We start from the raw sequence: 25,038 nt of genomic DNA, 5'->3' as shown, positions 1-25,038 counted from the left end.
CTACGCTCCAGTCAAAATGGAAAACTTGTTACAGAATATTATAGGCTATGAATTTTTCAGGTTTATAATTTCCTGTTCGGTTAAAAAGCGGTAATTGCCCCGGGGCAGGTTTTTTTTGGTAAGTCCTGCAAACGATACGCGGTCTACCTTTAATACCGTATACCCAAAACTCTCAAAAATGGTGCGTACTACTTTTACATTAGCCGTACGCAGTTTTATACCAATTTCGGTTTTTGGCTGGGTTTCAATATAGCTTATTTCTTCAATACTAAGGCGGTACCCGTCAAGTATAACGCCTCCGCTTATTTTTTCAAGGTCTTCAAACTTCAGGTTACGCTCCAGCGATACCTGATATATTTTAAACGACTTTTGGTTCGGCTGGTTAAACTTCCTGATCAAATCCAGGTCGTTAGTAAAAATAAGCAGGCCTGTAGTATTTAAATCCATACGCCCAATGGGCTGTATGCTGGCCTTTGTAGCGCCCCTTACCAACTCAAAAACGCTGCGCTGTGCCCCTGCGGCACTTTCTACAGAGGTGGTAAAGTTTTTAGGCTTATTCAGTAATACATATTCTTTCTTTTCGGGAGTAATACGGCTGCCGTCAAAATCTACCTCATCGGTAAGTTTTACCTTGTAGCCCATTTCGGTTACTACCTTGCCGTTTACCTTTACGTTGCCGCTTTGTATATATATATCGGCATCGCGGCGGCTACACATGCCTGAGTTGGCTATATATTTATTAAGGCGTATTTCGTCTTTTTCTACAGCAGGCTTTTGTGGGGCAGCCTTGGGTTTAAAAGGTTTTGCCTCATTACGTGCAGGTGCACTGCTTTTTTTAGCAGGATAGCCCGGAGCTTTGCCTGTACTTTTCCTGTTATCATTTTTACCCCTGCCCGGAGTTCCGCCACGCCTGTTGTTTTCCATTACATTTATTTTTTGCAAAGATATATTAAATTACAGAGAGCAGCTGCCTGCCATGCACTAAAACAGCAGGATCTATAAGCACAATACTAAAAACACCCGCCACAATAAGGCCTTTTAGCAGGTTGTGCAGCAAAAGATAATCATCTTTTACTGTGGCAGCCCATAAACGGAACAAAAAGTATATGATAACTACCATGCCTGCATAAAAGTACACATCCATATACCCTACATTATACACTTCTACCAAAAGATATACGGGTATAACCGTTAAAAAAGTGAGGGCCGCAATAATTCTTTTAGCGGTCTTTTCGCCAAATATAACGGGTATGGTACGGTAATCGGCTACCAGATCGCCCTGTAGGTTTTCCAGGTCTTTTATAATTTCACGCACCAGTATAAGCAGGTACAAAAATGCTGCGTGCACATATATTACTCCATAAAAGTTTTTAAAATACATTAAAATACCAAAAAAGGGCAGCACAGCCAGCAGCGCGGCAGTAAGGTTGCCTATAATGGGATATTTTTTAAGCTTATGGCTGTAAAACCAGATAAGGAAAACATATACCGAAAAAAACACGGCAGCCCGCCAGGATACCAGCCAGGCTAAAAGCACTACAACAAAGTTAAGCGTAAAGTATACCCGTAGTTTTGTGGCAGGACTTACCAACCTGTCTAACATGCTTTTTTTTGGACGGTTTATAAGATCTTTACGGGCATCATAAAAGTTATTGATAATGTAGCCCGAAGCTATAGTGAGAGATGAAGCCAGCACGATAAGAAACAAATTGCCATCCAGCAGCACATCGAGCGCACGGCGCTCTTTATCAAGTATAAATATGGCCGAAAGGTATTGTGCAAGTGCTATAACCGGTATGTTATAGCCACGCACTACCGAAAACAGGCTGAAAATCTTCATCAGTACCAGTTTTGTTTTTCTAGATGCCATACATGGTTTTTGTGGTTATAAAACTGCCTAACAGGCTTTTTTAGTATTGGTATTTGTAAAGATAGCAGTAAAAACCCTAAATTTTTCAAAACAAAACTACAGGGTAATCAATTTTCGCGAAGATTTTTAAACTTACCGCTAATTACCATAAGTATGATGATAAAAAAGAAAAAGACTACCATATCCAGCCACAGGCGTAACAAGGTGTTGCCGGGCTGTTGCTGCCATTGCGAAGGGATAAATTTTTGGGGAATCATGATAACCCACATGATAAACTGTGGCGAAGGCAATATTAGCAGGAAAAGAGAAAGCACTATAAGGCTGAACTTTTTTATGTACAGCTTTTTAATCCAGAACAGCTGTGTAAGCAGCAGACACATAATGGGTGGGTAATATAACAGCAACAAATAGTGTTCCGGGTAAGAAACGCCCACTGATGCACCGGTACCGGATCCTAAATCTACATTGGCGCCTGTACTCATATACGTACTGTACAAGTCGGGCAGGCACAGCAGTATATAAATAATACCACCAATGCGTACGGCATGCACTGCCTGCAATATAAAAAGCTCTTTTGCACGGATGGCATTAAGCTTACTGGTTTTAATAAGCGATATAATGGGAATTATTATGCCGAAACCTGCAAATAATGATTGTAAAATTGTTTTTAGTAAGGTAAGAATGCTAACATCCATGATTAAAACTGGTACACTACTTCAACTTTATGGCCTTTAAGGGCTTCTTTAGCTCTATCAATATCAGGGGCAAAACCAAGTATATAGCCGCCACCGCCAGAGCCACAAAGTTTAAGGTAATACTCATTGCTTTCTATACCTTTTTGCCAAAGCTCATGAAACTGTTCCGGTATCATGGCCTTAAAGTTTTTGTAGACCACTTTAGATAGTTGTTTGGTGTTATCAAATAAACCCTTTGCATCGCCTTTAAGAAAATCGGCAATACAGGCATCGGTATATTTAAGGAATTGGTTTTTAATCATAGAACGGAAACCTTTATCTTTAAGGCTTTCCATAAAAATCTGCACCATAGGTGCGGTTTCTTTAACAATACCTGAATCTAACAGAAAAATTGCCCCTTTGCCTTCAAGGTTTTGCATAGGGATGCCTGTGGCCTCTATGCTCTCGTTTGAATTGATAAGTATAGGGATGCTCAGGTAGCTGTTAAGCGGGTCTAGCCCGGAGCTTGTACCATGAAAGTAGCTCTCCATCTTACTGAATATCTTTTTAAGCTTCAGTAATTTTTCCTGGGTAAGGTTTTCAAGCACGGTTATTTTATCGTTGGCATACTGGTCATAAATAGCTGCTACAAGTGCGCCGCTGCTGCCAATACCGTAGCCCTGTGGTATGCTGCTGTCAAAATACATACCGGCTTCTACGTTTTTACGCAATGCATCGGTATCAAAACTAACCAGTTGTGGCTCATTAGCCTGCAATGTTTCAAGATAATCTACAAACCCCCTAAGGCTGGCATTGCTTTTTTTTGCCACATCGGTATCGGTGTCGCTCATTTTAAGGCAGCCGTTGTAAAAATTATAGGGTATAGACAACCCTTTGGAGCCTTTGTTAATGCCGTGTTCTCCAAAAAGTAGTATTTTAGAATAAAATAAAGGTCCTTTCATTGCTTAACCTCCCGTAGTTATTTTTATATAAAGGTACGTAAAAAAAGCCTTTTCAGTTTGCCTTAACAAATATTTAGATAAGCTGGTTGGCACCCGTACCAATTTTATCACAAATGTACTGGTTGTTTTGACAATAGCAAATTAATTCATCCTTAATAAATTGCAAAACTTTTACGCTAACGTTTTCAGGATAGAGCACATGCACATTTGCCCCGGCATCTAACGTAAAACACACAGGCACACCGGTTTTTGCGCGGTACTGCCATATGGCATTTATAATAGCAAGCGTATTGGGTTTCATCAAAATAAAATAGGGTTGGCTTGCCATCATCATGGCATGCAGGGTAAGCGCTTCGCTTTCTGTAATTTTAATAAAAGTGTCTACATCGCCTGTACTTAATGCCTGTTTTATGGCGGCAAGGTTTTCATGTGCCTGGGCAAAGCGGCTTTCGGCATAGGGATGTCCTTCCATTAGGCCGTGACCAAGGGTACTGCTTACCTGTTTTTCGCCTTTATCTACCAATAGTATGGTATCGTTATACGTTTTAAAAACCTCATTTACATCTGTATAATGCACCCCAAATAAATCGGAGCTGCCGGGGGTATCCTCGTGCTGCCCCCATATCACCACACTGCCCTTAATGCTGCGGCAGGCGCTGCCGCTGCCCAAACGCGCTAAAAATGAGGCTTTTTGGTAAAAGTACTCGTTGGTCATATCCGGATTCAGCAGGCGCTCCAGGCTCATAAGGTTTACAGCCAGCGCTGCCATACCCGAAGCCGACGAAGCTATGCCGCTACTATGCGGAAATGTATTTTGGGTATCTATAGTAAAATGATATTGGGTAATGAACGGCACATATTTTTTAACCCTTTCAAAAAAAGTTGAAATTTTGGGGCGAAAACTTTGTTTAGGCTGCCCCTCAAATAAAAAGTCGAATGTGAAAGACCCATCGTCTTCTTTTTTCTCAAAAGACAGTTTTGTAATGGTTTTGCATTCGCTCAATGTAAAGCTAATGCTGGGGTTGGCGGGTATTTGCCCGGGTTTTTTGCCCCAGTATTTTACCAGTGCTATATTACTGGGGGCACTCCACACCACAGTGCCATTTTTTGCCACTTTTGTGAACGATTTTGGTATAAAATCCGTTTCGGTAAGCATATTTTTTAATTTGGTAGCAAAGATAAGTTTTATTAGCCATAAGAAAGAAGCCGGAAAGTGATAAAGCAATTTCTCCGGAACTCATAAAAAAATTATCTTTGATAAAAAATCAATATGAACCGTATCACCCGAATAGCGGTAATGGTTGCCACTACAGTAGCACTGGGTTACCTTTCTGGCCTCATAACACAAACCAGTGTAAACACCTGGTACCCAACACTAGTAAAACCATCATTTACGCCGCCCAATGCCGTATTCCCTATAGCGTGGGGTATTTTATACTTTTTAATGGGCATTTCGGCAGGACTGGTATGGAACCGCATTGATTTTCAGGAAACTGAAGTTAAAAAAGGGCTGCAGTTTTTCGGCATTCAGTTTATACTGAATGTGTTATGGAGCTATTTATTTTTCGGGCTTAAAAACCCGCTCCTGGCACTTATAGAAATTGTATTGCTCTGGCTGATGATTTACGAAACCTGGTATATATTCCGCAAAATAAGCAAAATAGCGGCATGGCTGCTGGTACCTTACCTGCTTTGGGTTACGTATGCCGCAGCGCTTAATGCCGCTATTTGGTACCTTAACCGTTAGTTTTTAATAAACACAAAATAATCCCAGTCAGCAGGGTTGCCTACGCCCACACTTGGCGTATATAAAAATACTTTTACGGTTGCATTGGGGTTGGCTGCGCGGTAGTCATTTACCAATTGCAGGTTATTTACGGCATTCCATATAGCAGTAAAATCTGCATCTTCGGTCATTGGTGCGGCTTCCTCTTCATTATAATTTACCGGCTCAAATTCAGGCTCAGACACTTCGCCATTCATTGTTACAAAGGCCGAAGCATCATTTAATTCCTGCGGATACGTCATATCACCGAGCCCCATCCATACTATGCCTCCTTCAAAAAGTTTTTGGCCAGTTTCAGAATAATACAGGGCAACGCTGCCAAAATCTCCCGGCGGGTGGTAGTCTACTCCTACCGTAAAATTTGTAGCCTCTTCAAATTCAAGCTGAGTACCTTCTTCAAAGGCATAGGTCTGGTAATCTACCTTAAGCATCAGCACTTTATTACCCGTTACCGGGTTGGGATCAGAAATTCCGGGCTCATCGTCATTACAGGAAACGGCCAAAAGGCCCATCAAAAAAAGGGTAAGTATCTTATTCATAACATATTGGTTTTTTATTAAGATGCCTGTTTTGTTAATTAGTTGCGTAATGTAATTAAAAAACTTACAAAAGTTAATTAACAATTTTACTACGCAACCCATGTAGCAGCCGTGTATCTAATAATAAAATAAAATTATTATTGTTATGACACTTAGATTTTTAACGCGTTTGGCACTTGGCCTTACTGTACTTTTTACGGCTACCTCTTGTATTACTGATGATGACCTGGATTATACAGGACCCGATCCGTATGAAAATGTAGCTTTTGGCGCCATTGTTAATGCAAGCCCGAGCAGTGGCGATATTTTCTTTTTTGCGGATGAAAACCAGGTTTATAACGGTGCTTTACGTTACGGGCAAAGCGCAGGCTATTATAACTTTTTTACCGGAGACCGCAACCTTTCTATTATAAATGCAGTGGGCGACACACTGGCTACTAATGATATTACACTTGAGGCGGGTGATTATTTCAGCGCTTTTGCCGTGAATACTTTTGATAATATTGAGCTGGTTACCTACCGTGATTCTTTACAATATCCTGCAAACGGGAAGGCAATGGTGCGTTTTATAAACCTATCTCCCGACGCCCCTGCCTTAAACATTGCTACACAGGATAATACTGTAAATTTTGCCACCGGATTAACGTTTAAAGCAGCTACCAGCTTTATGCCTGTTATGGCCGGAACGTATACTGTAACGTTTAGCGATAGTACTACCGATGAAGAAATTTATACTGAAAGTGCTGTTGAAATTTTAGAAGGCCGCAATTATACTATTTATACTAAGGGGTTTGTTACCCCACCGGCCAATAGTAATGATACATTCAGCACTGATAAACTGCGCAATTTATAAGCTATAATTATGTGATTTTGGTTTGTTTAAAATCAGGCTGCCTGCAAAGCAGCCTGATTTTTTATTTTGCGGCTATTGCACTTGCGGCTATAACCCCGCCTGTCCAGGCATTTTGAAAATTAAAGCCTCCGGTAATGGCATCAATATTTAAAACTTCTCCGGCAAAATAAAGATTAGGACATAATTTACTCTGCATAGTTTTAAAGTTTACTTCCTTTAAATCTATACCCCCGGCCGTTACAAATTCTTCTTTAAAGGTACTCTTACCATTTACCTGATATTCCCCCTGCACCAATTGAACAGCAAGGGCCTGAAGCTGTTGTTTGGTGAGGTCAGCCCAACGGGTTTCGGTATCAATTCCGGAAGCCAAAACAAGGCTTTCCCATAAACGGTTAGGAAAATCAAAGGGCGATTTTTTACTCACTGTTTTTTTAGCATGTTCCTGTTTTAATTCCCGCAGGATAGCCTCGCAATCTTCAAAATCCATATCATTAAGCCAGTTAACAATCAACGTAAACCGGTAATTTTTATCGGCCAGTTCCCTTGCACCCCATGCCGAAAGCCGCAATATACCTGGTCCGCTCATACCCCAATGGGTAATGAGCAACGGCCCGGAAGCTTCCAGTTTACTACCTTTAACCTTTACCCCTGCCTGCGCGCTTAGCCCCATAAGTTTTTTTATGCGTTGGTCTTTTATATTAAAAGTGAACAACGAGGGTACCGGGGGCACTATGCTGTGCCCAAGAGCCTGCAATACATCCCACATTTTGGGGTTACTGCCCGTAGCCATAACAAGGCTGCCGGTTAAAAAAGTTTCCTTTGTGGTTTCAATCTTCCAATGGGTTTCGGCATCATAAAGCGACTGTATGCTTTGCCCGGTGAGTATATCTATTTTTAGTTTATGGGCTGCTTCCAAAAAGCAGTCTATAATAGTTTGCGAGCTATCCGTTACCGGGAACATCCGCCCGTCTTCTTCTGTTTTCAATTCCACGCCATGACGCTCAAACCACTCAATGGTATCGCCACTGCAAAAGCGGTTAAATGGGCCTCGCAATTCCTTCTCCCCTCTTGGATAGAATTTCACTAAATCATCGGGCACAAAACACGCATGGGTAACATTGCACCTGCCCCCACCCGAAACGCGTACTTTACTCAATACTTCTTTCCCGCGTTCTAAAATAGCTATTTTAAGCGAGGCGTTTTGCTCCGCAATATTTATTGCCGTAAAAAAACCTGCTGCGCCACCCCCGGCTACTATTACATCATAACTTTGGCTCATAATCGGTCGGGGTAATCTGTTATAATGCCATCAACACCCAAAGTTTTGACACGTGCAATATCTTCAGGTTCATTCACTGTCCAGGTATAAATTTCATAACCGGCCTGTTTTGCTTTTTTAATATTGCTTTCCGTTAATAACGAAAAGTGTGGGTGTATGGCTACCGCTTTAAACTCAGCCGCCCATTCCATTGCCTGCGCCACACTGGCCTGTGTTAGCACCCCAATAGGAGTGTCGGGGCTTATATTGTGCAGTGCCTCCAGCTCCTCACGCTGGAAACTCGACACAATGAAATCAGAATAGGTATAACCTTTTTCAGTAATATAGCGCTGAATGAAATCTGCCACTGGCTTTGCAGTATGCCGCCCTTTCATTTCAATGTTCACAAAAACACCTTTGCCCAAAACTTCAAAAACCTCATCCAGTGTAGGTAGGGTATACTTTCCCTCTACTTGCAGCGCTTTGAGTGATGCCAAGGTGAGTTTATGCACCTCGCCACTGCCGTTAGTGGTACGGTCTACCGTAAAATCATGCAGTACCACCAGTTCGCCTGTGGCACAAACATGCACATCAAGCTCTACTGCCTGAGCACCAAGCTCAACAGCTTTTTTAAAAGAAGGCAGGGTATTTTCGGCAAGGTGGCCTTTGGCACCGCGGTGGCCGATAGTAAGTAAGGGCATCAGCACTATTTTTTTGTAAAGGTACTTTTTTAGGGAATAAAGTAAAAAGAAAACCCGTACACAAAAAATGCACGGGTTTTAAATAAAAAAATGCTATAAACTTAATTTTTCACAACACGAACGGTAGCAGTGCCGCTATCTGATGTAATCTTAGCAAGATAAATACCTGAAGCTACCTGTGTAGCATCTATAGTAAGCTGTTGGGCATTGCCTGCCTGGTTTATCACCGTTTTGCCCGTAATATCTATAACCTGAAGGTTGGTAATGTTAGAAGTTGCATTAAATGTCCATGCGGTTTGTGCCGGGTTAGGATATACCCTTATATTATTTTTTGAAAAATCTGCAGTGGCAGAAGTAGGTGCGTTAAATTCAAAATCGCCCGTCATCCTGTTAAAGTTAACACTATAGGTGCCTACAGGTACTACCACATTTCCACCGCCCATATCCATTGTACCTGAAGGGAAGGTACCCCCACCCCAGGTTACAGCCCACTCGTGGTTAAGTCGGAATTTCATTTCAGAGTTACCGTCTCCGTCAAGGGCAAAGGTTACACTGTTTACAGTATAGTTTACACCGTCTTCAGTAGCCATATCGGTATCAACACCCCAGCCGCCTACACCACCGCCGGTAATGCTGATAATTACAAAATCAAAGCTGTATGCATTCGTTTCTAAATTATAGTGTATGTTATAGCTGTTGGCAGGTACAGTTATAGCTGCACCCCCGTTTGTAGCTGTACCTTCAGGAAAGCCGCTACCGCCCCACACCTCAGTTCCGTTTACAGAAAAAGTAACCGTTGTTTCTTCTTCAAAAACAACATTGTTCGCATAGTAGCTTATGCCATCAAGCGTAGTCATAATAGCAGTTCCACCGCCCCAGTTAGCACTAATGTCATCAAAATTACCTGCATCTTCAAAATTATATTCAAGCGTAGTACGGTTAAATGTTACATTGTAAAAACCTGGCTGAGAAGGTATGTTATTACCGCTGTTAAACACACCTGTGCCGCTTGGCCACCCGGTACCGCCCCAGTTGTTGGCCCAGCCATCATCCTGCCTGAATTTTACAGAGCCTGCTACAAGTGTAAGCCCCTCATACGTGTAGGTAACGCCATCTGTAGTGGCCATATCCACATCGGTATCCCAACCACCAGGGGTGGCATCGCCTATAATTCCAATGCTTGGAAATTGCGCATACGTTACGGCCCCAACAAGAAGCACAGCAACCATTAAAAGTAATTTTTTCATCATAAAAAATTTTAAATTAAGATTAAAGAAAACGTTATAGTAAAACAATTAAAAAAAAGCACCAGGCGCTTATGCTGCCTGATGCTCATACTTATTTTGTTAATATCCAATATTGCCATGGGGCAGCCTCCCATTTTTGCCCTGCCGTAAACGACACTTTTCCCCCACTGATATAATCAGTATACTCCCCTTCTAAAGGCAATGTAAAGCGTACATCATTTTTGCTGAGGTTGGCAATATAATATACTTTCTGTCCGTCTTTTTCACGGGTAAAGGCCAGTACATTTTTCATATCGCTGGCATCAATCCTGTCATAGCCTGCGGGGTTTTTACCACCGTTAAGCGCGATATTATCGTTTTTAAGTTTACCCAGTTTTTCATAAAAGGCAAACATATCATCATGGTCATGTTTAATGACATCTTTTTCAAAAAATTTCAGGCGGTGCTCATTGCCATATTCCTGACCTGTGTAGATAAGCGGCATGCCCGGCATGGTGTAGGTTAATGCGGCAAAGGTTTTAACGGCATCTGCCCCAAGCCTTTCGTACTCGCTGCCGTTCCAGGCATTTTCATCGTGATTGGTAATAAAATTCATAAAAATATCATCCCGTTCATACTTATTAGCCTGGCTTACCATTAGCGAATCCCACGCGGTTACATTTTTTTTGCCCTGTGCAATCTCATTCATCAAATGGTGGGCATCCCAGCCGTAGGCCATATCAAAGGCCTTTTTAAGAAGATACTCTTTGTTAGATTCCATCAACATGAACAGCGGTTTTCCCTCTTCCAGTTGCGGCCTGGCCCACTCCCAGAATTCGGTAGGTACATTATCGGCCACATCACAACGGAAACCATCAACATTTTGCTCCTTAACCCAGTACAACATTTCGTTCTTCATGGGTTCATATACCTTTTTGTTTGCATAATCAAGGTGCGCTACATCTGTCCAGCCCCAAGGCTCACCTGTTTCAGGGTTCAGCGGGTCAGTAACCTCGCCTTTCGCATTCTTCTGGTAATATTCAGGGTGTTCGGTTATCCATTTATGATCCCAGCCGGTGTGGTTGGCTACCCAGTCCAGTATTACATACATACCATTTTCATGTGCCGTCTTTACCAGTTTTGCAAAATCTTCTTTGGTACCCAGGTCCGGGTTTACCGCAGTATAATCAGAAATAGCATAATAACTGCCCAGGTATTTTTTCTTTTCCTGAGGATCTGTAATATCTTCGATAGACTTATCGCCTGTGGCCTTACGGCGTTTCATGGATATAGGGTAAATGGGCATTACCCAAAGCACTTTTACACCCAGTTTTTTTAATTGCGGAATGTCTTTGGTAAAAGCATTAAATGTACCCTCAGGAGAATACTGGCGGATATTTGCCTCATAAATTACGGCATTTTCCATCATGGCATCACTTACCGGTGGCAGGCTGTCTGTTGCCGTAGCTTCCATATTCAGGCTTTCGTCTGCCTGTTTGTTATCCTTACAGCTCCAGAGCAGGGTAAGGGCTAAAATGGTTATGGCTATTTTTTTCATACTAAGGTTTGGTTATCGCTTTAGTTTAACTCTAATATCAGTGCCGACTTCGGTTCTAAGGTAATTTCTTTGCTGATGTCTGTTTTTTTACCGGTAATAACATCAGTACCCGATGTATGCTGTTTTATATTTTCTGCAAAGCGGTCGGTTTTTAGCGTACGGCTTTCGGCAGCATCATTAATTAGTACCATTACCGTATCGGTATCATTATAGCGGAAATACACATATACATTATCATACGGCAGGTATTGTGTGGTTTTACCGGTATGAATTACCTCTTTATTTTTACGCCATGTAAACAGTTTTGATGTATAGTCAAAAAATTGTTGCTGCTCATCCGTGCGCCCCTTTTTAGTAAAGGCATCATTACTGTCACCCTTCCACCCGCCGGGGAAATCACGGCGTATGTCGCCATCGCCTTTGCCTTTATCCCCAGCCATGCCTATTTCACTACCATAATACAGTTGCGGTATACCCCTTACGGTAGCTACAAGCGCCATTGCCATACGGTATTTATCGAAGTCGCCTTTATATATTTCATTTAGACGCCCGGTATCGTGGTTCTCGGCAAACACCAGTATGTTGTTAATGTCGGGGTATAAAAAATCGTTGGCAAAATTATCATACATACGCTGCATGCCGTTTGCCCAACCTGTTTCGTTTTCATTAAAAGCAGCAGCAATAGCATCCATCCCGGTAAAATCCATTACCGTGGGCAGGTGCGAGTTGTAGCTTTGTATAGCGCCTATCTTACTGTCTTTCTGCCAGTAGGCAATCTGCGCCTGGTCGTTCATCCAGACTTCCCCGGCAATATTAAAATACGGGTATTCATCGGTAATGGCTTTAGTCCATTTTGCAATACCTTCTTTATCATTATAAGAATACGTATCTACACGGAAACCGCCCAGGTCTGCATATTCAATCCACCAAATGGCATTTTGGGTAAGATATTTCAGTACCAGCGGGTTGCTCTGGTTTAAATCGGGCATGGTGCGTACAAACCAGCCGTCTACGCACTGCCTTTTATCTATCTGGCTGGCATTTGGCGCAAACTGTGTTGCCATACGGTAATTGCTCTGCGAATATCCCGGAAACTGGTGTATCCAGTTATACGTTGGTAAATCTTTATACATCCAGTGCTCAGCGCCCCAGTGGTTGGTTACATAATCCATAACCAGTTTCATACCGCGCTTTTTCATTTCTGCCGAAAGGCGTTTGTAATTTTCATTAGACCCATAGCGGGGGTCTATTTTATATACATCGCTTTGGGCATAGCCATGGTAGCTGTACGCTTTATCGTTATCCTCACAAAGGGGAGTACTCCACACCGCGGTGGCACCGAGTTCTTCAAGGTAATCCAAATGGTCTATAATACCCTGTATATCTCCCCCGTGGCGACCGTTACTATCGGCACGGTTGGCTTTTTCGGTTACGCCTGTGGCTGAATCATTATCCGGGTTACCATTGGCAAACCTGTCGGGCATCAACAGATAAATCATATCCGATGAATCATAGCTTTCTCGTATGGCCGAATTCTCCCTGCGTTGCTTCAACTCGTATTGCTGCGTGAAGGCTACTTTGCTTTTGCTGTTTTTAAACGAGAATGTAAGCACACCTGCCGGAATGTTTTTGGTATCTATGGTAACAAAAATATAGTTTGGGTTTTCGGTTTTTGTAACCCCGGTAATAACCACCCCGTTAGAAACTTCCGGTGTGTATTGCGCAATATTATTGCCGTAAAACATAACCTGTAGTTCCGGGTTGTGCATACCGCTCCACCAAAAAGGTGGTTCTACTTTTTGTAACTGGGCAAAAACAGCCGTAGTACCTAATAATAAAATGTAAAGTAATTTTTTCATGTTTTTCTTCACCCCTGCCCCTCTTGTTTGGGAGAGGGTAACGGAGTATATTATAAATTTTGTTATACTTACACCGTCAGTAACTGATTAGGCTTTACAGTAACACTAAGCCCATTTACCACCACATCAAGCTCTTTGTTGCCCTCAAGAGAAAAATGGGTTTCTCCTGATTGTACTGAAACTTTAAGCACCTGCCCACGGAAGTTTATTTTAAACGAATATCCCTGCCACTGTGCCGGTATCTTCGGCTCAAAGTAGAGCATGTTATTTTTAACACGCATACCGCCAAAACCTTCAACAATACTCATCCAGGTTCCGGCCATACTAGTAATGTGCAGGCCTTCCTTCACCTCTTTGTTATAATCGTCAAGATCCAGGCGCGATGTCCTCAGATAAAAAGTATACGCCTGCTCCATCCTGTCAAGGCTGGCTGCCTGTATGCTGTGTACGCATGGCGAAAGGCTGGACTCATGCACCGTAAGCGGCTCATAAAAGTCGAAATGCTTTTCAAGCTGGTTTTTGCTGAAATGGTCTTCAAAAAAGTAGAAGCCCTGTAGCACATCGGCCTGTTTTATGTAGCACGAACGCAAAATCCTGTCCCAGCTCCATTTCTGGTTTATTGGACGCTGGCTGCGGTCAAGCTGGCTTACGGGTATCAGTTCTTTATCCAAAAAACTGTCCTGTTGTAAATACACACCAAATTCTTCACTGTAGGGGAAATACATACCGTCGGCAACAACCTTCCAGTCGCGTATTTCTTCATCGGTAAGGTTTACCAAAGGCATTATGCGGTTGTAATCATCTGCATACTCATCACGCACTTTTTCTATTTGCTCAACCGTATAATCTATACACCATTTAGCTATGTAATTGGTATAGAAATTATTGTTCACGTTGTTTTCATACTCGTTAGGGCCGGTAACACCCAGTATCATATACTTATTTTTGTGTGCCGACCACGTGGCTCTCTGGTGCCAGAAACGTGCAATACCTATAAGTACTTCAAGGCCTTTTTCGGGGATGTAACTGTAATCTCCTGTAAAACGGTCGTAGTTATATATGGCAAAGGCAATAGCGCCGTTACGGTGTATTTCCTCAAAGGTAATTTCCCATTCGTTATGGCATTCTTCGCCATTCATGGTAACCATAGGGTATAATGCTGCCCCATTCTTAAAGCCCAGTTTTTCGGCATTTTCAATTGCCTTGCCCAACTGGTTGTGGCGGTATGTCAGCAGGTTGCGTGCCACCTGCTGGTCTTTGGTAGCCATGTAGAACTGAATACAGTAGGCCTCAGTATCCCAATAGGTACTGCCGCCATATTTCTCTCCTGTAAAACCTTTCGGGCCAATGTTAAGCCTTGGGTCTTTACCGGAATACGTTTGGTTAAGCTGGAAAATATTAAAGCGGATACCCTGCTGTGCTTTTACATCGCCATCAATGGTTATATCAGCCATTTCCCATATTGCTGCCCAGGCCTGCTTTTGCTCATCAAGCAGCATATCAAAACCTTTTGCCTTTGCAGCAGCTATATTAGCTTTTGCGGCAGTTATCAGCTTATCTTCTGCGTGGTTCATGGTGGCGGTATAGCCTCCAAATTTCACTATGGCAGCTGTATCGTTCATGTTTGCCTCTACCGTATAAGTAAACTGTACTTTTTTATCGGTTGTATCAGCGCTTATGGGTAAAATTTCAAGGTCGGCACCGTTCAGCATAATGCAGTTGTGCATATAGGTAGCCACGCCAAACTGTGTTTTGTAAGTACGTGCGGTTACAAAACCTTCGTTACCGCCATGCTTTACATCCAGCGGTTGCCAAAAGGTTTCTTCCCAGTTGGCATCCATATTTTTAACCCCGGCATCTACATACGGCTTAATGCTGATGTTTGCCGCCCGATTAAGCGGTGTAACCTCATATTTAATGGCCCCAAGTTCATCTTCATTAAGCGAAAGGAAACGTAAAACATTTACCTTTACTTCTGTACCGTTTTGCAGTACGGCTTCAAAAGAGCGGCTTAGCCAGCCTTCTTTCATATTCAGTTCGCGGCGAAAGTTATTTATTACGCTGCATTGTGCAAGGTCTAATGCCTCGCCGTTAATTTCTATATCTATGCCTATCCAATTAGGGGCATTAAGTACTTTGGCAAAATATTCAGGGTAGCCGTTTTTCCACCATCCCACTTTTGTTTTATCCGGATAGTAAACACCGCCTATATAACTCCCCTGAAATGTAGGCCCACTGTAGTGCTCCTCAAAGTTGGCACGCTGGCCCATGGCTCCGTTACCGATACTGAACAGGCTCTCGGACGACTTTACCCTTGTGGCGTCAAATCCTTCTTCTATTATACTCCAGTTATCGGGTACTATATAATCCTGGTTCATTTTATTATTTATTGACTAATGTTTGTAAAAATTGTGTGTGTATTTCTGTAAAATTTTTGAAGTTGAATTGTGCTTCGTTCAATACTGACTTATCACCAATGCCTATACTTACCATACCGGCTATGTTTGCAGCCTGTATGCCGGCAACAGAATCTTCAAACACTATAGAGTCTTGTGCAGTTTTGCCGAGTTTTTGCGCCGCGATGAGAAACACTTCCGGGTCGGGCTTAGCATTGGTTACATCATTACCATCTACAATGGCATCAAAATAGTCCATGATACCTACCTTTTCAAGTATAGGCCGTGCATTTTTACTGGCAGAACCCAATGCTATGGGCTGGTTGCTTTCTTTAAGCCATTCCAGCACAGGCAGTACCCCGTCAAGAATTTCATCGGCCTCCATGTTAGTAATGTAGTTTAGGTAATCTTCATTTTTTTCCACCAGCCAGGTATCTTTATCTTCCTGCGAAGCCTCTACCTTGCCAAGCCCCAATATAATTTCTAACGATTGTACCCGGCTCACGCCTTTTAGCAACTCATTATGCTCGTGGGTAAAATAAATTCCTAAACGGTTTGCAATTTTCTGCCATGCCAGGTAATGGTACTTGGCAGTATCTACAATTACGCCATCAAGGTCAAATATAAATGCCTTTTGTTTCATTAATTTTAAAGTGTTTATTATTGCAGGAAAAGCGTTATATAATTACCTCTTCATCAATATCTTTAACCCGTGTTACAAATAACGCAGCTATAAAAAAAGATATACCGCTTAGCACTATGGCATAAACAGCATTGCCATGATACAGGTACTTAACCATAGGTCCGCCAATTAATGCATTTACAATTTGCGGAATAACAATAAAGAAATTGAAAATACCCATATACACTCCCATTTTGCGTGGGGGTATGGCTCCTGTAAGTATGGCATAGGGTGTAGCCAGAATGCTGGCCCAAGCTACCCCAACGCCAACCATAGAAAGTATGAGCCACTGCGGGTTAGGCACAAAGTATACTGATATAAGCCCGAAACCACCAATAATAAGGGCAATGATATGCGTTTTTTTACGCCCGATAGCTTTTGCTATGGCAGGTATAAAAAATGCAACTATGGCCGATACAAGGTTGTATACCCCAAAAATGATACCCACCCAGTCTCCTGCCTTTTGGTACAGTGCGTTTTCATCTTTGGTAAATTCAGCAACTTCCTTCAGGGGTGTGCCGTATAAGTGATGGGCAATAGCCGGGGTGGCATAAACCCACATACCAAAAAGGCCAAACCAGCTAAAAAACTGCACCCAGCTAAGCTGCCGCATGGTTTTTGGCATTTTGGCAAAATCACTAAAAATATCCAGTATGCTGTGTTTTTCCTCTTCAAGTACCGGAGCTCCGGCTTCGGCAGTAGCTGCCTCAAAAGCCGCAACCTCCTGCGGAGAATATTCTTTTGTCGTAGTAACCGTAATAAGTATAGCCACAACAATAGCAATAGCCCCTATTATAAAAGAAAGTATAACATGGTACGGAATTTGACCGGGTACATCTTCAAAAGGCACCCCAAACCAGTTAACCAGTGCATAAGGCAACCAGGAGCCAATTACGGCGCCAATACCAATAAGTACGGTTTGAATGCTAAAGCCCAGTGTCCTTTGGTCTGAAGGCAGAATATCTGCCACCAAAGCCCTGAATGGCTCCATAGCGATATTGAATGACGCATCCATAATCATCAGGAAACCGGCACCTATCCAAAGGGCAGGCATTAATGCCGTTAGGGCACCTGCCTGAGGCATAAATACCAGGCCAAGAGCTGCCAGTAAAGAACCTGCAAGAAAATAAGGTTTCCTGCGGCCAAAACGCGTCCAGGTACGGTCACTGTAATGCCCGATGATTGGCTGTACAATAAGCCCCATTAGCGGCGGAATAATCCAGAACCACGAAAGGGTGTGTACATCGGCACCAAAAGTCTGAAGGATGCGGCTTGCATTGGCATTTTGCAGTGCAAAGCCCATTTGTATTCCCAGGTACCCGAAACTCATGTTCCAGATTTCCCAGAAACCTAATTTACGCTTTTCCATTATCGTAATTTAATTATTGTATACGATAAGCGTAATGCTTATCAAAACTTAAAAAATTTGTTGAAGTGAATGTTATAAGCTTTGATAATCAGTAACAAATATAAATGGTTTTTAATTTAAAAAAACGGTTTCGTAAAAATATTTTTTATTGACGAATGAAATTATTAAAAATTAAAGTTTTAAAAATCAGTGTTTTAAATAAAACTACAAGGTTGTCGTAGATTCCCGTTCTACAAGGTGGGTTTCTATCAGTTCTGTCTTGTAAAGTTCATTTTCTTCCTCCAGTTCAAGTCTGTCTATAAGCATTTTTGCGGCACGCCCCCCCATAACTTCGCCATTTTGGCTCACGGTAGTAATGCTTGGGCTGCTGTATTGTGATATAATACCATCAGTAAATCCTATAACACTCAGGTCGTCCGGCACTTTTATGCCTATTTTATTGGCCTGTTTAATACAGGTAACCGCAAAAAGTTCATTTACTGCAAATATAGCATCGGGCTTTTGTGTTTTCAGCAGTGCTGCAATAGGCTCCTCGCAATGTTCAATATCCTCAATCTTAACAATCAGCGTATCATCTACAGCCATATCATGGTCGTGCAGCGCATTTATATAGCCATCAGTACGCAGTTTGCCCACACTTACATAATCAACAGTAGTAACCAATGCAATCTTTTTAAAACCTTTACCAATAAGATAGTCTACTGCTTCATACGCCGCCATCTGGTCATCTATAATCACTTTATCACAAAGTACATCGTTGGTAACCCTGTCAAACATTACTACCGGCATCCCCTGGTTAATTACCTCCTGTATGTGGTGAAAATCCTTCTTTTGTTCAGTTTCCTTGCTTAACGACATGATAAAACCATCGGTACTGCCCGTAGCCAGCATCTCCATGTTTATTACTTCTTTATCAAAAGATTCATTGCTAAGGCACACAATTACGTTATAACCGTTTTCATTAGCTACCTGCTCTATACCCCCTATAACCGTTGCAAAAAAGTGATGTACAATTTCCGGGATTATAATACCAATGGTTTTGGTTTTCTTGTTTTTAAGGCTTAGTGCAATGTTATTGGGCCTGTAATTATACAGTTTTGCAAATGCCTGCACTTTTTGGCGTGTATCCTCACTGATTTCCGGGCTGTTACGTAATGATTTTGATACGGTAGAAATAGATACATCAAGTTCACGGGCAATTTGTTTAAGGGTAACCTTTCTCTTCATGATTTTGACCAAAAATTATTAATATACAAATAAAGGTAAAGTATATTTCTTATAATAGCAATATTACTCGCTATAAAGCCCTGAAATTGAAAAGTTTTCAACACGCAAACGTTTGCGTTAGCCCTGAATTTCGAAAACGTTTTTTTATACTGCTATTTTAGATAATTTTAATCTCTGAAGTGAATTTATAAGCTATTTAAAAGCAAAATTTAACCTAAACAACTTGTATGAAAACAATGTATAAAAAGTTATTACTTTTGTTGCTTATACTACCTTTTAGTGCACTGGCTCAGAGCACAGTAAGCGGTATTGTTCGCGATAGCCTCACAGCCCAGCCCATACCGGGGGCAAATGTGCTGGTGCAGGGCACGCAAAACGGTACAGTTACCGATATGGATGGTAATTATACACTGGGGAATGTAAGCAACGGTGATAAAATCGTATTTAGCTTTATAGGCTTTTCCAGCCAGGTTATTACTTATAACGGACAGGCTAAAATAGATATAACCCTTAAAGAAGATGCCACACAACTACAGGAAGTAGTGGTAATAGGGTACGGCAGCACCACTAAAAAAGATGCTACAGGCGCACTTACCGTGGTAAATGCTGATGAATTTAATAAAGGGGCCATTACCTCTGCAGACCAGTTACTGGCAGGCAGGGCGCCCGGTGTACGTATAACAAGCAACGGCGGACAGCCCGATGCCGCACCAAATATAAGGATACGCGGTGGTAGCTCACTCAACGCGCAAAACAACCCCCTTATAGTTATAGATGGTGTACCGTTAGACTTTGTTACACCAGCCGGTGTAAGCAACCCACTTACTTTGGTAAATCCTAATGACATTGAGTCGTTCACCGTACTTAAAGATGCTTCGGCTACGGCTATTTACGGTTCAAGGGCATCAAATGGTGTAATTATCATTACTACTAAAAAAGGTACTTCGGGCGCGCCGCAGTTTAATTATAATGCCAGCGTGGGCTTTGGTAAGGCCAGAAAGATTATTGATGTTATGGACGGGCCTACTTTTACCCGTTTTATACAGGAATACCACCCTAACAGCATGACTAATTATGAGCAGGGTATTAGAGGGTTGACTGATATGCTGGGTGTAGATGACCCTACAACAGATGCTCTTGACAACCCGGCTACGCCTGAGGTAGAAGGAAGGATTCTTTCTAACACCAACTGGCAGGATGCCATACTAAGGAACTCGTTTTTTACTGACCATAATTTTAGCGCACGTGCTAACCTGTTTAAAACAATGCCGGTACGCGCCTCTGTTGGCTATACTAAAAACGAAGGCCTTGTTAAAACAAATGATTACGAGCGGTACAGCGCCTCGGTAAAACTTACCCCTACTTTTTTTGATGACCACCTTAAAGTAGATGTAAATGCCAAAGGCCTTTGGGTAGATAAAAATGCTATTGATGAAGGAAGTGTACTTGCAGGTTCGTTAAACATGGACCCTACTAAGCCTATATATGCTACAGGCAACACTAACAATTTTGGTGGCTATTATCAAAACACAACCTTATCAGACCCGCTTGATTTTGATGGGCAGTATAACCCGGTAAACCTTTTAAATGAAAGGAGAAGGCCCGAAAAAGTAAATAAGCTTTTAGGAAACATTCAGTTTGATTATAAAATGCATTTCCTTCCTGAGCTAAGGGCTGTTGTTAACTTTGGTTTAGATGCCTCTCGCGCCAGCATACTGGAAGAGTTTGGGCAATATGCATTTGCTACTTACCAAAAAGATAATGAAAATAACACCTGGGTATTTAATCCGGGCGTAAACTACAGGGAAACACAGCACATTACCAATAAGCTGATGGATGCTTACCTGGCCTATACCAAAACGTTTGACGGTGTTATAACCCGTGTTGATGCACAGGCAGGCCACTCTTACCAGAGTTTTGTGAATGATGGGTATAAAACAACCTACCAGTATAACACTACTACCGGTTTAAGAGAAGAACAAATTAATGCTCAAAACCCAAATAACAGATATTATAATAAAACAGTACTTGAATCATTTTTTGGCCGTGCCAATGTAGACCTTTTTGATAAATACCTGTTTACATTTACACTAAGGGCAGACGGCTCTTCACTATTCCGTAAAGATGACCGCTGGGGTTATTTCCCTGCTGCTGCACTTGCCTGGAGGATTACAGACGAAAGCTTTTTAAGGGATAACAGCGTAATCACCAACCTTAAACTCCGTTTAGGTGTAGGCCAGACAGGGCAGCAGGATATCACGCAGGTTGCCGGTTATTACCCTACTTCGGCACTTTTCGGTATCGGTAGTCCTAACAGCCAGTACCTGCCGGGTGTAAGTACCTATAGCGCTAATGCGTTTAATGATAAACTAAAATGGGAAGTAACTACCACCTATAACCTGGGTCTTGATTTTTCATTGTTCAAAAACCAGCTTGTTTCGGGTAGTGTAGAAGTATACAAAAAGGTGACTGATGACCTGCTTGTAACAGCTTATGTACCACCGGGACAGTTTTTAACAAACCAGATTATACAAAATGTGGGCAGTATGGAAAACAAAGGTGTAGAAGTAGACCTGAACTTTAAACCCATAACTACCGATAATTTTTCATGGGAAATACTGGGCAACATGGCCTACAACTTTGGCCAGGTGACAGACCTGAAAGATGTAACGGCTATTGATGCCGGAGAATCCGGGCTACCTGTATCAACCGGTATAAAACTGGCAAGGCACAGTGTTGGCTCACAGCCCTACTCTGCCTATGTATATGAGCAGCTTTATGATAGCGAGGGCCACATTATTCCCGGCGCCTTTAAAGACCGTAACCAGGATGGTATGATAACCGATGCTGACAGGTATTACAAGGCATTGCGCCCTAACTGGACTTTTGGTTTCAGCACCAATTTCAACTACAAAAACTTTGACCTTTCGGCAAACTTCCACGGGCAGTTAGACGGGCAGGTGTACAACTCGGTTAAACTACAGGGGGGCTGGGTAAACAGGCCGGTGCCTAATAACTCTAACAGCCTTAACAACGTACTTGACTTTTATGACGGCGCCGCTGATCCACGCATAAAAACCATACTGGACCCCGTACCATTATCAGATTACTACCTGGAAAATGCTGCCTTTTTAAGGTGTGATAACATTACGCTGGGGTACAGATTTAATAAGCTGATAAAAACTGCATCGTTACGTATATATGCAACAGTAAACAATGCTTTTATTGTTACAGATTATTCAGGCCAGGATCCTGAAAACTTTAATGCTATAGATAACAATTTTTATCCACGTCCGAGAATTTACAACTTCGGTGTAAATCTTGACTTTTAATAAAAATAAAATTGAATATGAAAAATTTTAATAAAAAGATAATTTTAGGAATAAGTGCGGCATTGCTGCTGCTCTCTGCTTCCTGTACCAGCGACCTTGATACAAAGCCTAAGGTAGAATTATCGCTGGAGAACCTTCTGGCAAAAGATCCTAACGCGGTAGAGGGACTACTCTCTAAAATGTACGGTACTTTTGCCCTTTCGGGACCTAATGGCCCCGGCAGCCAGGACATCAGCGGTCCAGACCCGGGCGAAACTGCCTTTTTAAGAGGCATCATCAACCTGCAGGATTTTACTGCAGACGGCATGAAGAACCGTTGGGGCGATGATGGTTTAGACCAGCTTACCACAACGTCTGACTGGAATCCCAGAAACAAATTCTTCAGGTATTTATATGACAGGGTATACTACATAGTGCCGCAAACCACAAACATTATCCTGGCGCTTGAAAATGTTGATGTAAATAACGAAGAGCAAATTGTGAGCGAACTGCGTTTTATAAGGTCACTGGCTTACTATTATATGATTGACTGTTTTGGTAAAGGGGTATTGGTAAACGAGAGTAATTACGGAACCACAGTACCACTACCAGAAAGCAGCAGGACAGAACTGTTTAACTATGTAGAAAGCGAGCTTCTTGCTATAGAACCGTCTTTACCGCTTAACACCGGGTATGGAAGGGCAAACAAAAGCGTGGTGCGTATGCTATTGGCAAAACTATACCTTAATGCCGAGGTATATACCGGTACACCGCGTTATGATGATGCTTTACAATATATAAGCCTGGTTATAGATGAAGGCGGATACAACCTTGCAGAGAACTTTGTAATGAACTTTTCGGGCGATAATAACACCTCGCCGGAAATTATCTTCCCGCTTATTGCCGATGCAGTAGTAAGCCAGAGTTATGGTAACACCACTTATATTGTAAACGGGTCTTTAGGTACCGAAACCATGCCGCTGGGCCAGTTTGGCGCTACCGAAGGCTGGTCGGGCCACAGGGCTACCAAAGCATGGTATTCGCTTTACGGAGACCTGGAAACCTCAACCGATGACAGGGCTGCCCTGTTCTGGACAGAAGGGCACAGTTATGAAATGGAAAATTATAAACAATGGACTGATGGTTATCCTTCTATAAAATTTAGGAACACAAACTTTACAGGCACCTCAAACGCCACCTCTTTTTCACCTACCGATTTTCCATTCTTCAGGCTGGCTGATGCCTACCTGATATATGCCGAGTGCGTTTTGAGAGGCGGGGGCGGTTCTGAAAGCCAGGCGTTAACTTATGTAAATGCCGTAAGGCAAAGGGCTAATGCCAGTGCAATTTCTGCCGCTGAGCTTAACCTTAACTTTATACTGGATGAAAGGGGCAGAGAACTTAACCTTGAAGGGCAACGAAGGACAGATCTTATACGCTTTGGCAAGTTTACCGGCGGAACCTATTTATGGCCGTGGAAGGGTAACAGCCTTAACGGTTCGGCTATACCTTCAACATATAATGTGTTCCCTATTCCGACAAGTGCGCTGGAAGCAAATCTTAATTTAACTCAAAACCCAGGTTATTAATCTTAATACGTAACAAATGAAAAAGATATTTAGCTTATCATTATTAACAGTATTGTTTTTATCGATAGTGTCGTGCAGTAGCGATGATAATAAAATCATCATAGATAAATCTACAACCCCTGTGCTTATTGCACCTGCAAGTGGGGACAATATAGTTATTAATCCCAATGCTATGGAAACCACAGCGCTTACATTAGTATGGGATCACGCAGCATATACAGAGTCAACAGAAATTAATTATACTGTTGATATTGCGGTGGCAGGTACAGATTTTACGGCCCCGCTTGAAATAGGAAGCACTACAGACCGCTTTTTATTACTTACTGGCGAACGCCTTAAAAGCCTGTTAACAAATGCAACAGATGCCGGCACACCCGGCTTAGGGTTACCTGATACTGAGGATGCCCTAATAGAAGTAAGGGTAACCGCAACAATTGGCGATAATGATGATCTGCCAATGGTTTCTGATCCGCTTGCCCTTAGCATTACTTTTGGAAGTGGCGAAGTTATTGAAGAACCACAAGACCCTGTATTATACTTAGTTGGTGCGCCACAGGCATACTATGGCCTGGATGCCTGGTCTCCTGTTACAGCTATACCAATGCGTTATATTGGAGACGGTACAACACAGGTATTTGAAGCGTATGTAAAAGTAGGTGCTGGCGACGGATTTAAATTTGTTAGCGCACAGGCAGACTGGGGCGACCTTGAAGGCAACTATGGCACCATTGGCGGCGCCCAGGATGGCAACCTGGAAAACTCAGGCGGCAGCGGCGATATTAAAGTTGCTGAGGCCGATGGCGACGGACAGTATTATGTATGGGTAGACATGGATGCTATGCAATACAAAGCAGTAAAAATGCAATGGGGTATTATAGGAGATTCAACACCTGGCGGGTGGAGCGATGAAACCCCAATGACGTATGACTTTGCCACCAATACCTGGTCTGTTACAGCAACATTAACCGCTGCCGAATTAAAATTCAGGTCGGCCAACACAGGTACTTATATTGCAAATGATGCATGGAAATTTAATGTCGGAAATAGTGACCCAATGGTTACTTATGACCCCTCTGCCGGAAACTTTACCGTAACAGCAGGATCTCATGATATCACTCTGATGATAGATTTTACAGGTACTGCCACCGTAACCGGAATATAATTATAACCTATTAAAA

The 25,038-nt window shown here is 42.3% G+C and carries 20 protein-coding genes; 5 read left to right on the top strand and 15 right to left on the bottom strand.

From position 1 onward, the window contains the following. Positions 1-45: 45 nt before the first annotated feature. The 5 genes from ABS766_RS13225 to ABS766_RS13205 form a co-directional block, all read right to left on the bottom strand. Positions 46-924 (bottom strand): pseudouridine synthase, encoded by an 879-nt coding sequence (locus tag ABS766_RS13225; protein ID WP_408085664.1) that lies wholly within the window; start codon positions 922-924, stop codon positions 46-48. A 25-nt stretch (positions 925-949) separates the two neighbouring features. Beyond that, positions 950-1,870 (bottom strand): geranylgeranylglycerol-phosphate geranylgeranyltransferase, encoded by a 921-nt coding sequence (locus tag ABS766_RS13220; RefSeq protein WP_408085663.1) that lies wholly within the window; start codon positions 1,868-1,870, stop codon positions 950-952. Between the two features lie 107 nt (positions 1,871-1,977). Continuing rightward, a complete protein-coding gene (locus tag ABS766_RS13215) occupies positions 1,978-2,565 on the bottom strand; it encodes a hypothetical protein (RefSeq protein ID WP_408085662.1) in 588 nt (195 codons plus the stop codon). A 2-nt stretch (positions 2,566-2,567) separates the two neighbouring features. Next, a complete protein-coding gene (locus ABS766_RS13210) occupies positions 2,568-3,506 on the bottom strand; it encodes a mevalonate kinase family protein (RefSeq protein ID WP_408085661.1) in 939 nt (312 codons plus the stop codon). A 73-nt stretch (positions 3,507-3,579) separates the two neighbouring features. Beyond that, positions 3,580-4,662 (bottom strand): diphosphomevalonate/mevalonate 3,5-bisphosphate decarboxylase family protein, encoded by a 1,083-nt coding sequence (locus ABS766_RS13205; RefSeq protein WP_408085660.1) that lies wholly within the window; start codon positions 4,660-4,662, stop codon positions 3,580-3,582. 114 nt (positions 4,663-4,776) lie between these two features. Here ABS766_RS13205 and ABS766_RS13200 point away from each other — a divergent pair, with 114 nt between their 5' ends. Further along, entirely contained in the window at positions 4,777-5,253 is a 477-nt protein-coding gene (locus ABS766_RS13200; protein ID WP_408085659.1) for a TspO/MBR family protein, read from the top strand. Here ABS766_RS13200 and ABS766_RS13195 read toward each other — a convergent pair. Further along, positions 5,250-5,831: a hypothetical protein gene (locus ABS766_RS13195; RefSeq protein WP_408085658.1), complete on the bottom strand. Its 582-nt coding sequence runs from the start codon at positions 5,829-5,831 to the stop codon at positions 5,250-5,252. The two genes, ABS766_RS13200 and ABS766_RS13195, sit on opposite strands and share 4 nt — an antisense overlap. A 145-nt stretch (positions 5,832-5,976) precedes the next feature. Between ABS766_RS13195 and ABS766_RS13190 the strand changes: the two genes are divergently transcribed. Next, positions 5,977-6,684: a DUF4397 domain-containing protein gene (locus ABS766_RS13190; protein ID WP_408085657.1), complete on the top strand. Its 708-nt coding sequence runs from the start codon at positions 5,977-5,979 to the stop codon at positions 6,682-6,684. A 61-nt stretch (positions 6,685-6,745) separates the two neighbouring features. On the opposite strand, the gene ABS766_RS13185 is transcribed toward ABS766_RS13190, so the two are convergent. The 9 genes from ABS766_RS13185 to ABS766_RS13145 form a co-directional block, all read right to left on the bottom strand. Beyond that, positions 6,746-7,963: a BaiN/RdsA family NAD(P)/FAD-dependent oxidoreductase gene (locus tag ABS766_RS13185; RefSeq protein ID WP_408085656.1), complete on the bottom strand. Its 1,218-nt coding sequence runs from the start codon at positions 7,961-7,963 to the stop codon at positions 6,746-6,748. Next, entirely contained in the window at positions 7,960-8,643 is a 684-nt protein-coding gene (locus tag ABS766_RS13180) for a glycerophosphodiester phosphodiesterase (RefSeq protein WP_408085655.1), read from the bottom strand. Before ABS766_RS13180 ends, ABS766_RS13185 begins: the two co-directional genes overlap by 4 nt. 101 nt (positions 8,644-8,744) lie before the next feature. Continuing rightward, on the bottom strand, positions 8,745-9,893 hold the full coding sequence (locus ABS766_RS13175; protein ID WP_408085654.1) for a T9SS type A sorting domain-containing protein: 1,149 nt from the start codon (positions 9,891-9,893) through the stop codon (positions 8,745-8,747). Between the two features lie 88 nt (positions 9,894-9,981). Then, positions 9,982-11,427 carry an alpha-amylase family glycosyl hydrolase gene (locus ABS766_RS13170; RefSeq protein ID WP_408085653.1) on the bottom strand — a complete coding sequence of 482 codons (1,446 nt, stop codon included), beginning with the start codon at positions 11,425-11,427 and terminating at the stop codon, positions 9,982-9,984. Positions 11,428-11,447: 20 nt separating this feature from the next. Continuing rightward, complete coding sequence (locus ABS766_RS13165) at positions 11,448-13,286, bottom strand: glycoside hydrolase family 13 protein (RefSeq protein WP_408085652.1); 1,839 nt, start codon at positions 13,284-13,286, stop codon at positions 11,448-11,450. A 68-nt stretch (positions 13,287-13,354) separates the two neighbouring features. Next, positions 13,355-15,664 (bottom strand): glycoside hydrolase family 65 protein, encoded by a 2,310-nt coding sequence (locus tag ABS766_RS13160; protein WP_408085651.1) that lies wholly within the window; start codon positions 15,662-15,664, stop codon positions 13,355-13,357. A gap of 4 nt (positions 15,665-15,668) precedes the next feature. Beyond that, positions 15,669-16,325, bottom strand: coding sequence for a beta-phosphoglucomutase (pgmB, locus tag ABS766_RS13155; RefSeq protein ID WP_408085650.1), 657 nt, complete (start codon positions 16,323-16,325; stop codon positions 15,669-15,671). A gap of 34 nt (positions 16,326-16,359) precedes the next feature. After that, a complete protein-coding gene (locus tag ABS766_RS13150; RefSeq protein ID WP_408085649.1) occupies positions 16,360-17,733 on the bottom strand; it encodes an MFS transporter in 1,374 nt (457 codons plus the stop codon). A gap of 204 nt (positions 17,734-17,937) precedes the next feature. After that, a complete protein-coding gene (locus ABS766_RS13145; protein WP_408085648.1) occupies positions 17,938-18,960 on the bottom strand; it encodes a LacI family DNA-binding transcriptional regulator in 1,023 nt (340 codons plus the stop codon). Positions 18,961-19,187: 227 nt separating this feature from the next. On the opposite strand from ABS766_RS13145, the gene ABS766_RS13140 reads away from it, so the two are divergent. The 3 genes from ABS766_RS13140 to ABS766_RS13130 are packed head-to-tail and all read left to right on the top strand — an operon-like array spanning position 19,188 to position 25,022. Beyond that, complete coding sequence (locus tag ABS766_RS13140; protein WP_408085647.1) at positions 19,188-22,292, top strand: SusC/RagA family TonB-linked outer membrane protein; 3,105 nt, start codon at positions 19,188-19,190, stop codon at positions 22,290-22,292. Between the two features lie 17 nt (positions 22,293-22,309). Further along, positions 22,310-23,860, top strand: a complete 1,551-nt coding sequence (locus ABS766_RS13135; protein ID WP_408085646.1) for a RagB/SusD family nutrient uptake outer membrane protein — start codon at positions 22,310-22,312, stop codon at positions 23,858-23,860. A gap of 16 nt (positions 23,861-23,876) precedes the next feature. Continuing rightward, positions 23,877-25,022, top strand: a complete 1,146-nt coding sequence (locus ABS766_RS13130; RefSeq protein WP_408085645.1) for a SusE domain-containing protein — start codon at positions 23,877-23,879, stop codon at positions 25,020-25,022. Positions 25,023-25,038 lie beyond the last annotated feature (16 nt).

Origin of the sequence: Flavobacterium rhizosphaerae (assembly GCF_046000445.1) — a bacterium.
GTDB lineage: Bacteria > Bacteroidota > Bacteroidia > Flavobacteriales > Flavobacteriaceae > Flavobacterium > Flavobacterium rhizosphaerae.
Note: the sequence above shows the minus strand (reverse complement) of the source record. Positions and strands in the feature narration are given on the sequence as shown.

Bases quoted from the DNA above. Each gene is read 5' to 3' on its own strand.
- ABS766_RS13175 (WP_408085654.1), bottom strand. From the start codon at position 9,893: ATGATGAAAAAATTACTTTTAATGGTTGCTGTGCTTCTTGTTGGGGCC.
- ABS766_RS13225 (WP_408085664.1), bottom strand. From the start codon at position 924: ATGGAAAACAACAGGCGTGGCGGAACTCCGGGCAGGGGTAAAAATGAT.
- ABS766_RS13210 (WP_408085661.1), bottom strand. From the start codon at position 3,506: ATGAAAGGACCTTTATTTTATTCTAAAATACTACTTTTTGGAGAACAC.
- pgmB (WP_408085650.1), bottom strand. From the start codon at position 16,325: ATGAAACAAAAGGCATTTATATTTGACCTTGATGGCGTAATTGTAGAT.
- ABS766_RS13205 (WP_408085660.1), bottom strand. From the start codon at position 4,662: ATGCTTACCGAAACGGATTTTATACCAAAATCGTTCACAAAAGTGGCA.
- ABS766_RS13170 (WP_408085653.1), bottom strand. From the start codon at position 11,427: ATGAAAAAAATAGCCATAACCATTTTAGCCCTTACCCTGCTCTGGAGC.
- ABS766_RS13165 (WP_408085652.1), bottom strand. From the start codon at position 13,286: ATGAAAAAATTACTTTACATTTTATTATTAGGTACTACGGCTGTTTTT.
- ABS766_RS13160 (WP_408085651.1), bottom strand. From the start codon at position 15,664: ATGAACCAGGATTATATAGTACCCGATAACTGGAGTATAATAGAAGAA.
- ABS766_RS13190 (WP_408085657.1), top strand. From the start codon at position 5,977: ATGACACTTAGATTTTTAACGCGTTTGGCACTTGGCCTTACTGTACTT.
- ABS766_RS13130 (WP_408085645.1), top strand. From the start codon at position 23,877: ATGAAAAAGATATTTAGCTTATCATTATTAACAGTATTGTTTTTATCG.
- ABS766_RS13215 (WP_408085662.1), bottom strand. From the start codon at position 2,565: ATGGATGTTAGCATTCTTACCTTACTAAAAACAATTTTACAATCATTA.
- ABS766_RS13200 (WP_408085659.1), top strand. From the start codon at position 4,777: ATGAACCGTATCACCCGAATAGCGGTAATGGTTGCCACTACAGTAGCA.
- ABS766_RS13135 (WP_408085646.1), top strand. From the start codon at position 22,310: ATGAAAAATTTTAATAAAAAGATAATTTTAGGAATAAGTGCGGCATTG.
- ABS766_RS13195 (WP_408085658.1), bottom strand. From the start codon at position 5,831: ATGAATAAGATACTTACCCTTTTTTTGATGGGCCTTTTGGCCGTTTCC.
- ABS766_RS13140 (WP_408085647.1), top strand. From the start codon at position 19,188: ATGAAAACAATGTATAAAAAGTTATTACTTTTGTTGCTTATACTACCT.
- ABS766_RS13220 (WP_408085663.1), bottom strand. From the start codon at position 1,870: ATGGCATCTAGAAAAACAAAACTGGTACTGATGAAGATTTTCAGCCTG.
- ABS766_RS13185 (WP_408085656.1), bottom strand. From the start codon at position 7,963: ATGAGCCAAAGTTATGATGTAATAGTAGCCGGGGGTGGCGCAGCAGGT.
- ABS766_RS13145 (WP_408085648.1), bottom strand. From the start codon at position 18,960: ATGAAGAGAAAGGTTACCCTTAAACAAATTGCCCGTGAACTTGATGTA.
- ABS766_RS13150 (WP_408085649.1), bottom strand. From the start codon at position 17,733: ATGGAAAAGCGTAAATTAGGTTTCTGGGAAATCTGGAACATGAGTTTC.
- ABS766_RS13180 (WP_408085655.1), bottom strand. From the start codon at position 8,643: ATGCCCTTACTTACTATCGGCCACCGCGGTGCCAAAGGCCACCTTGCC.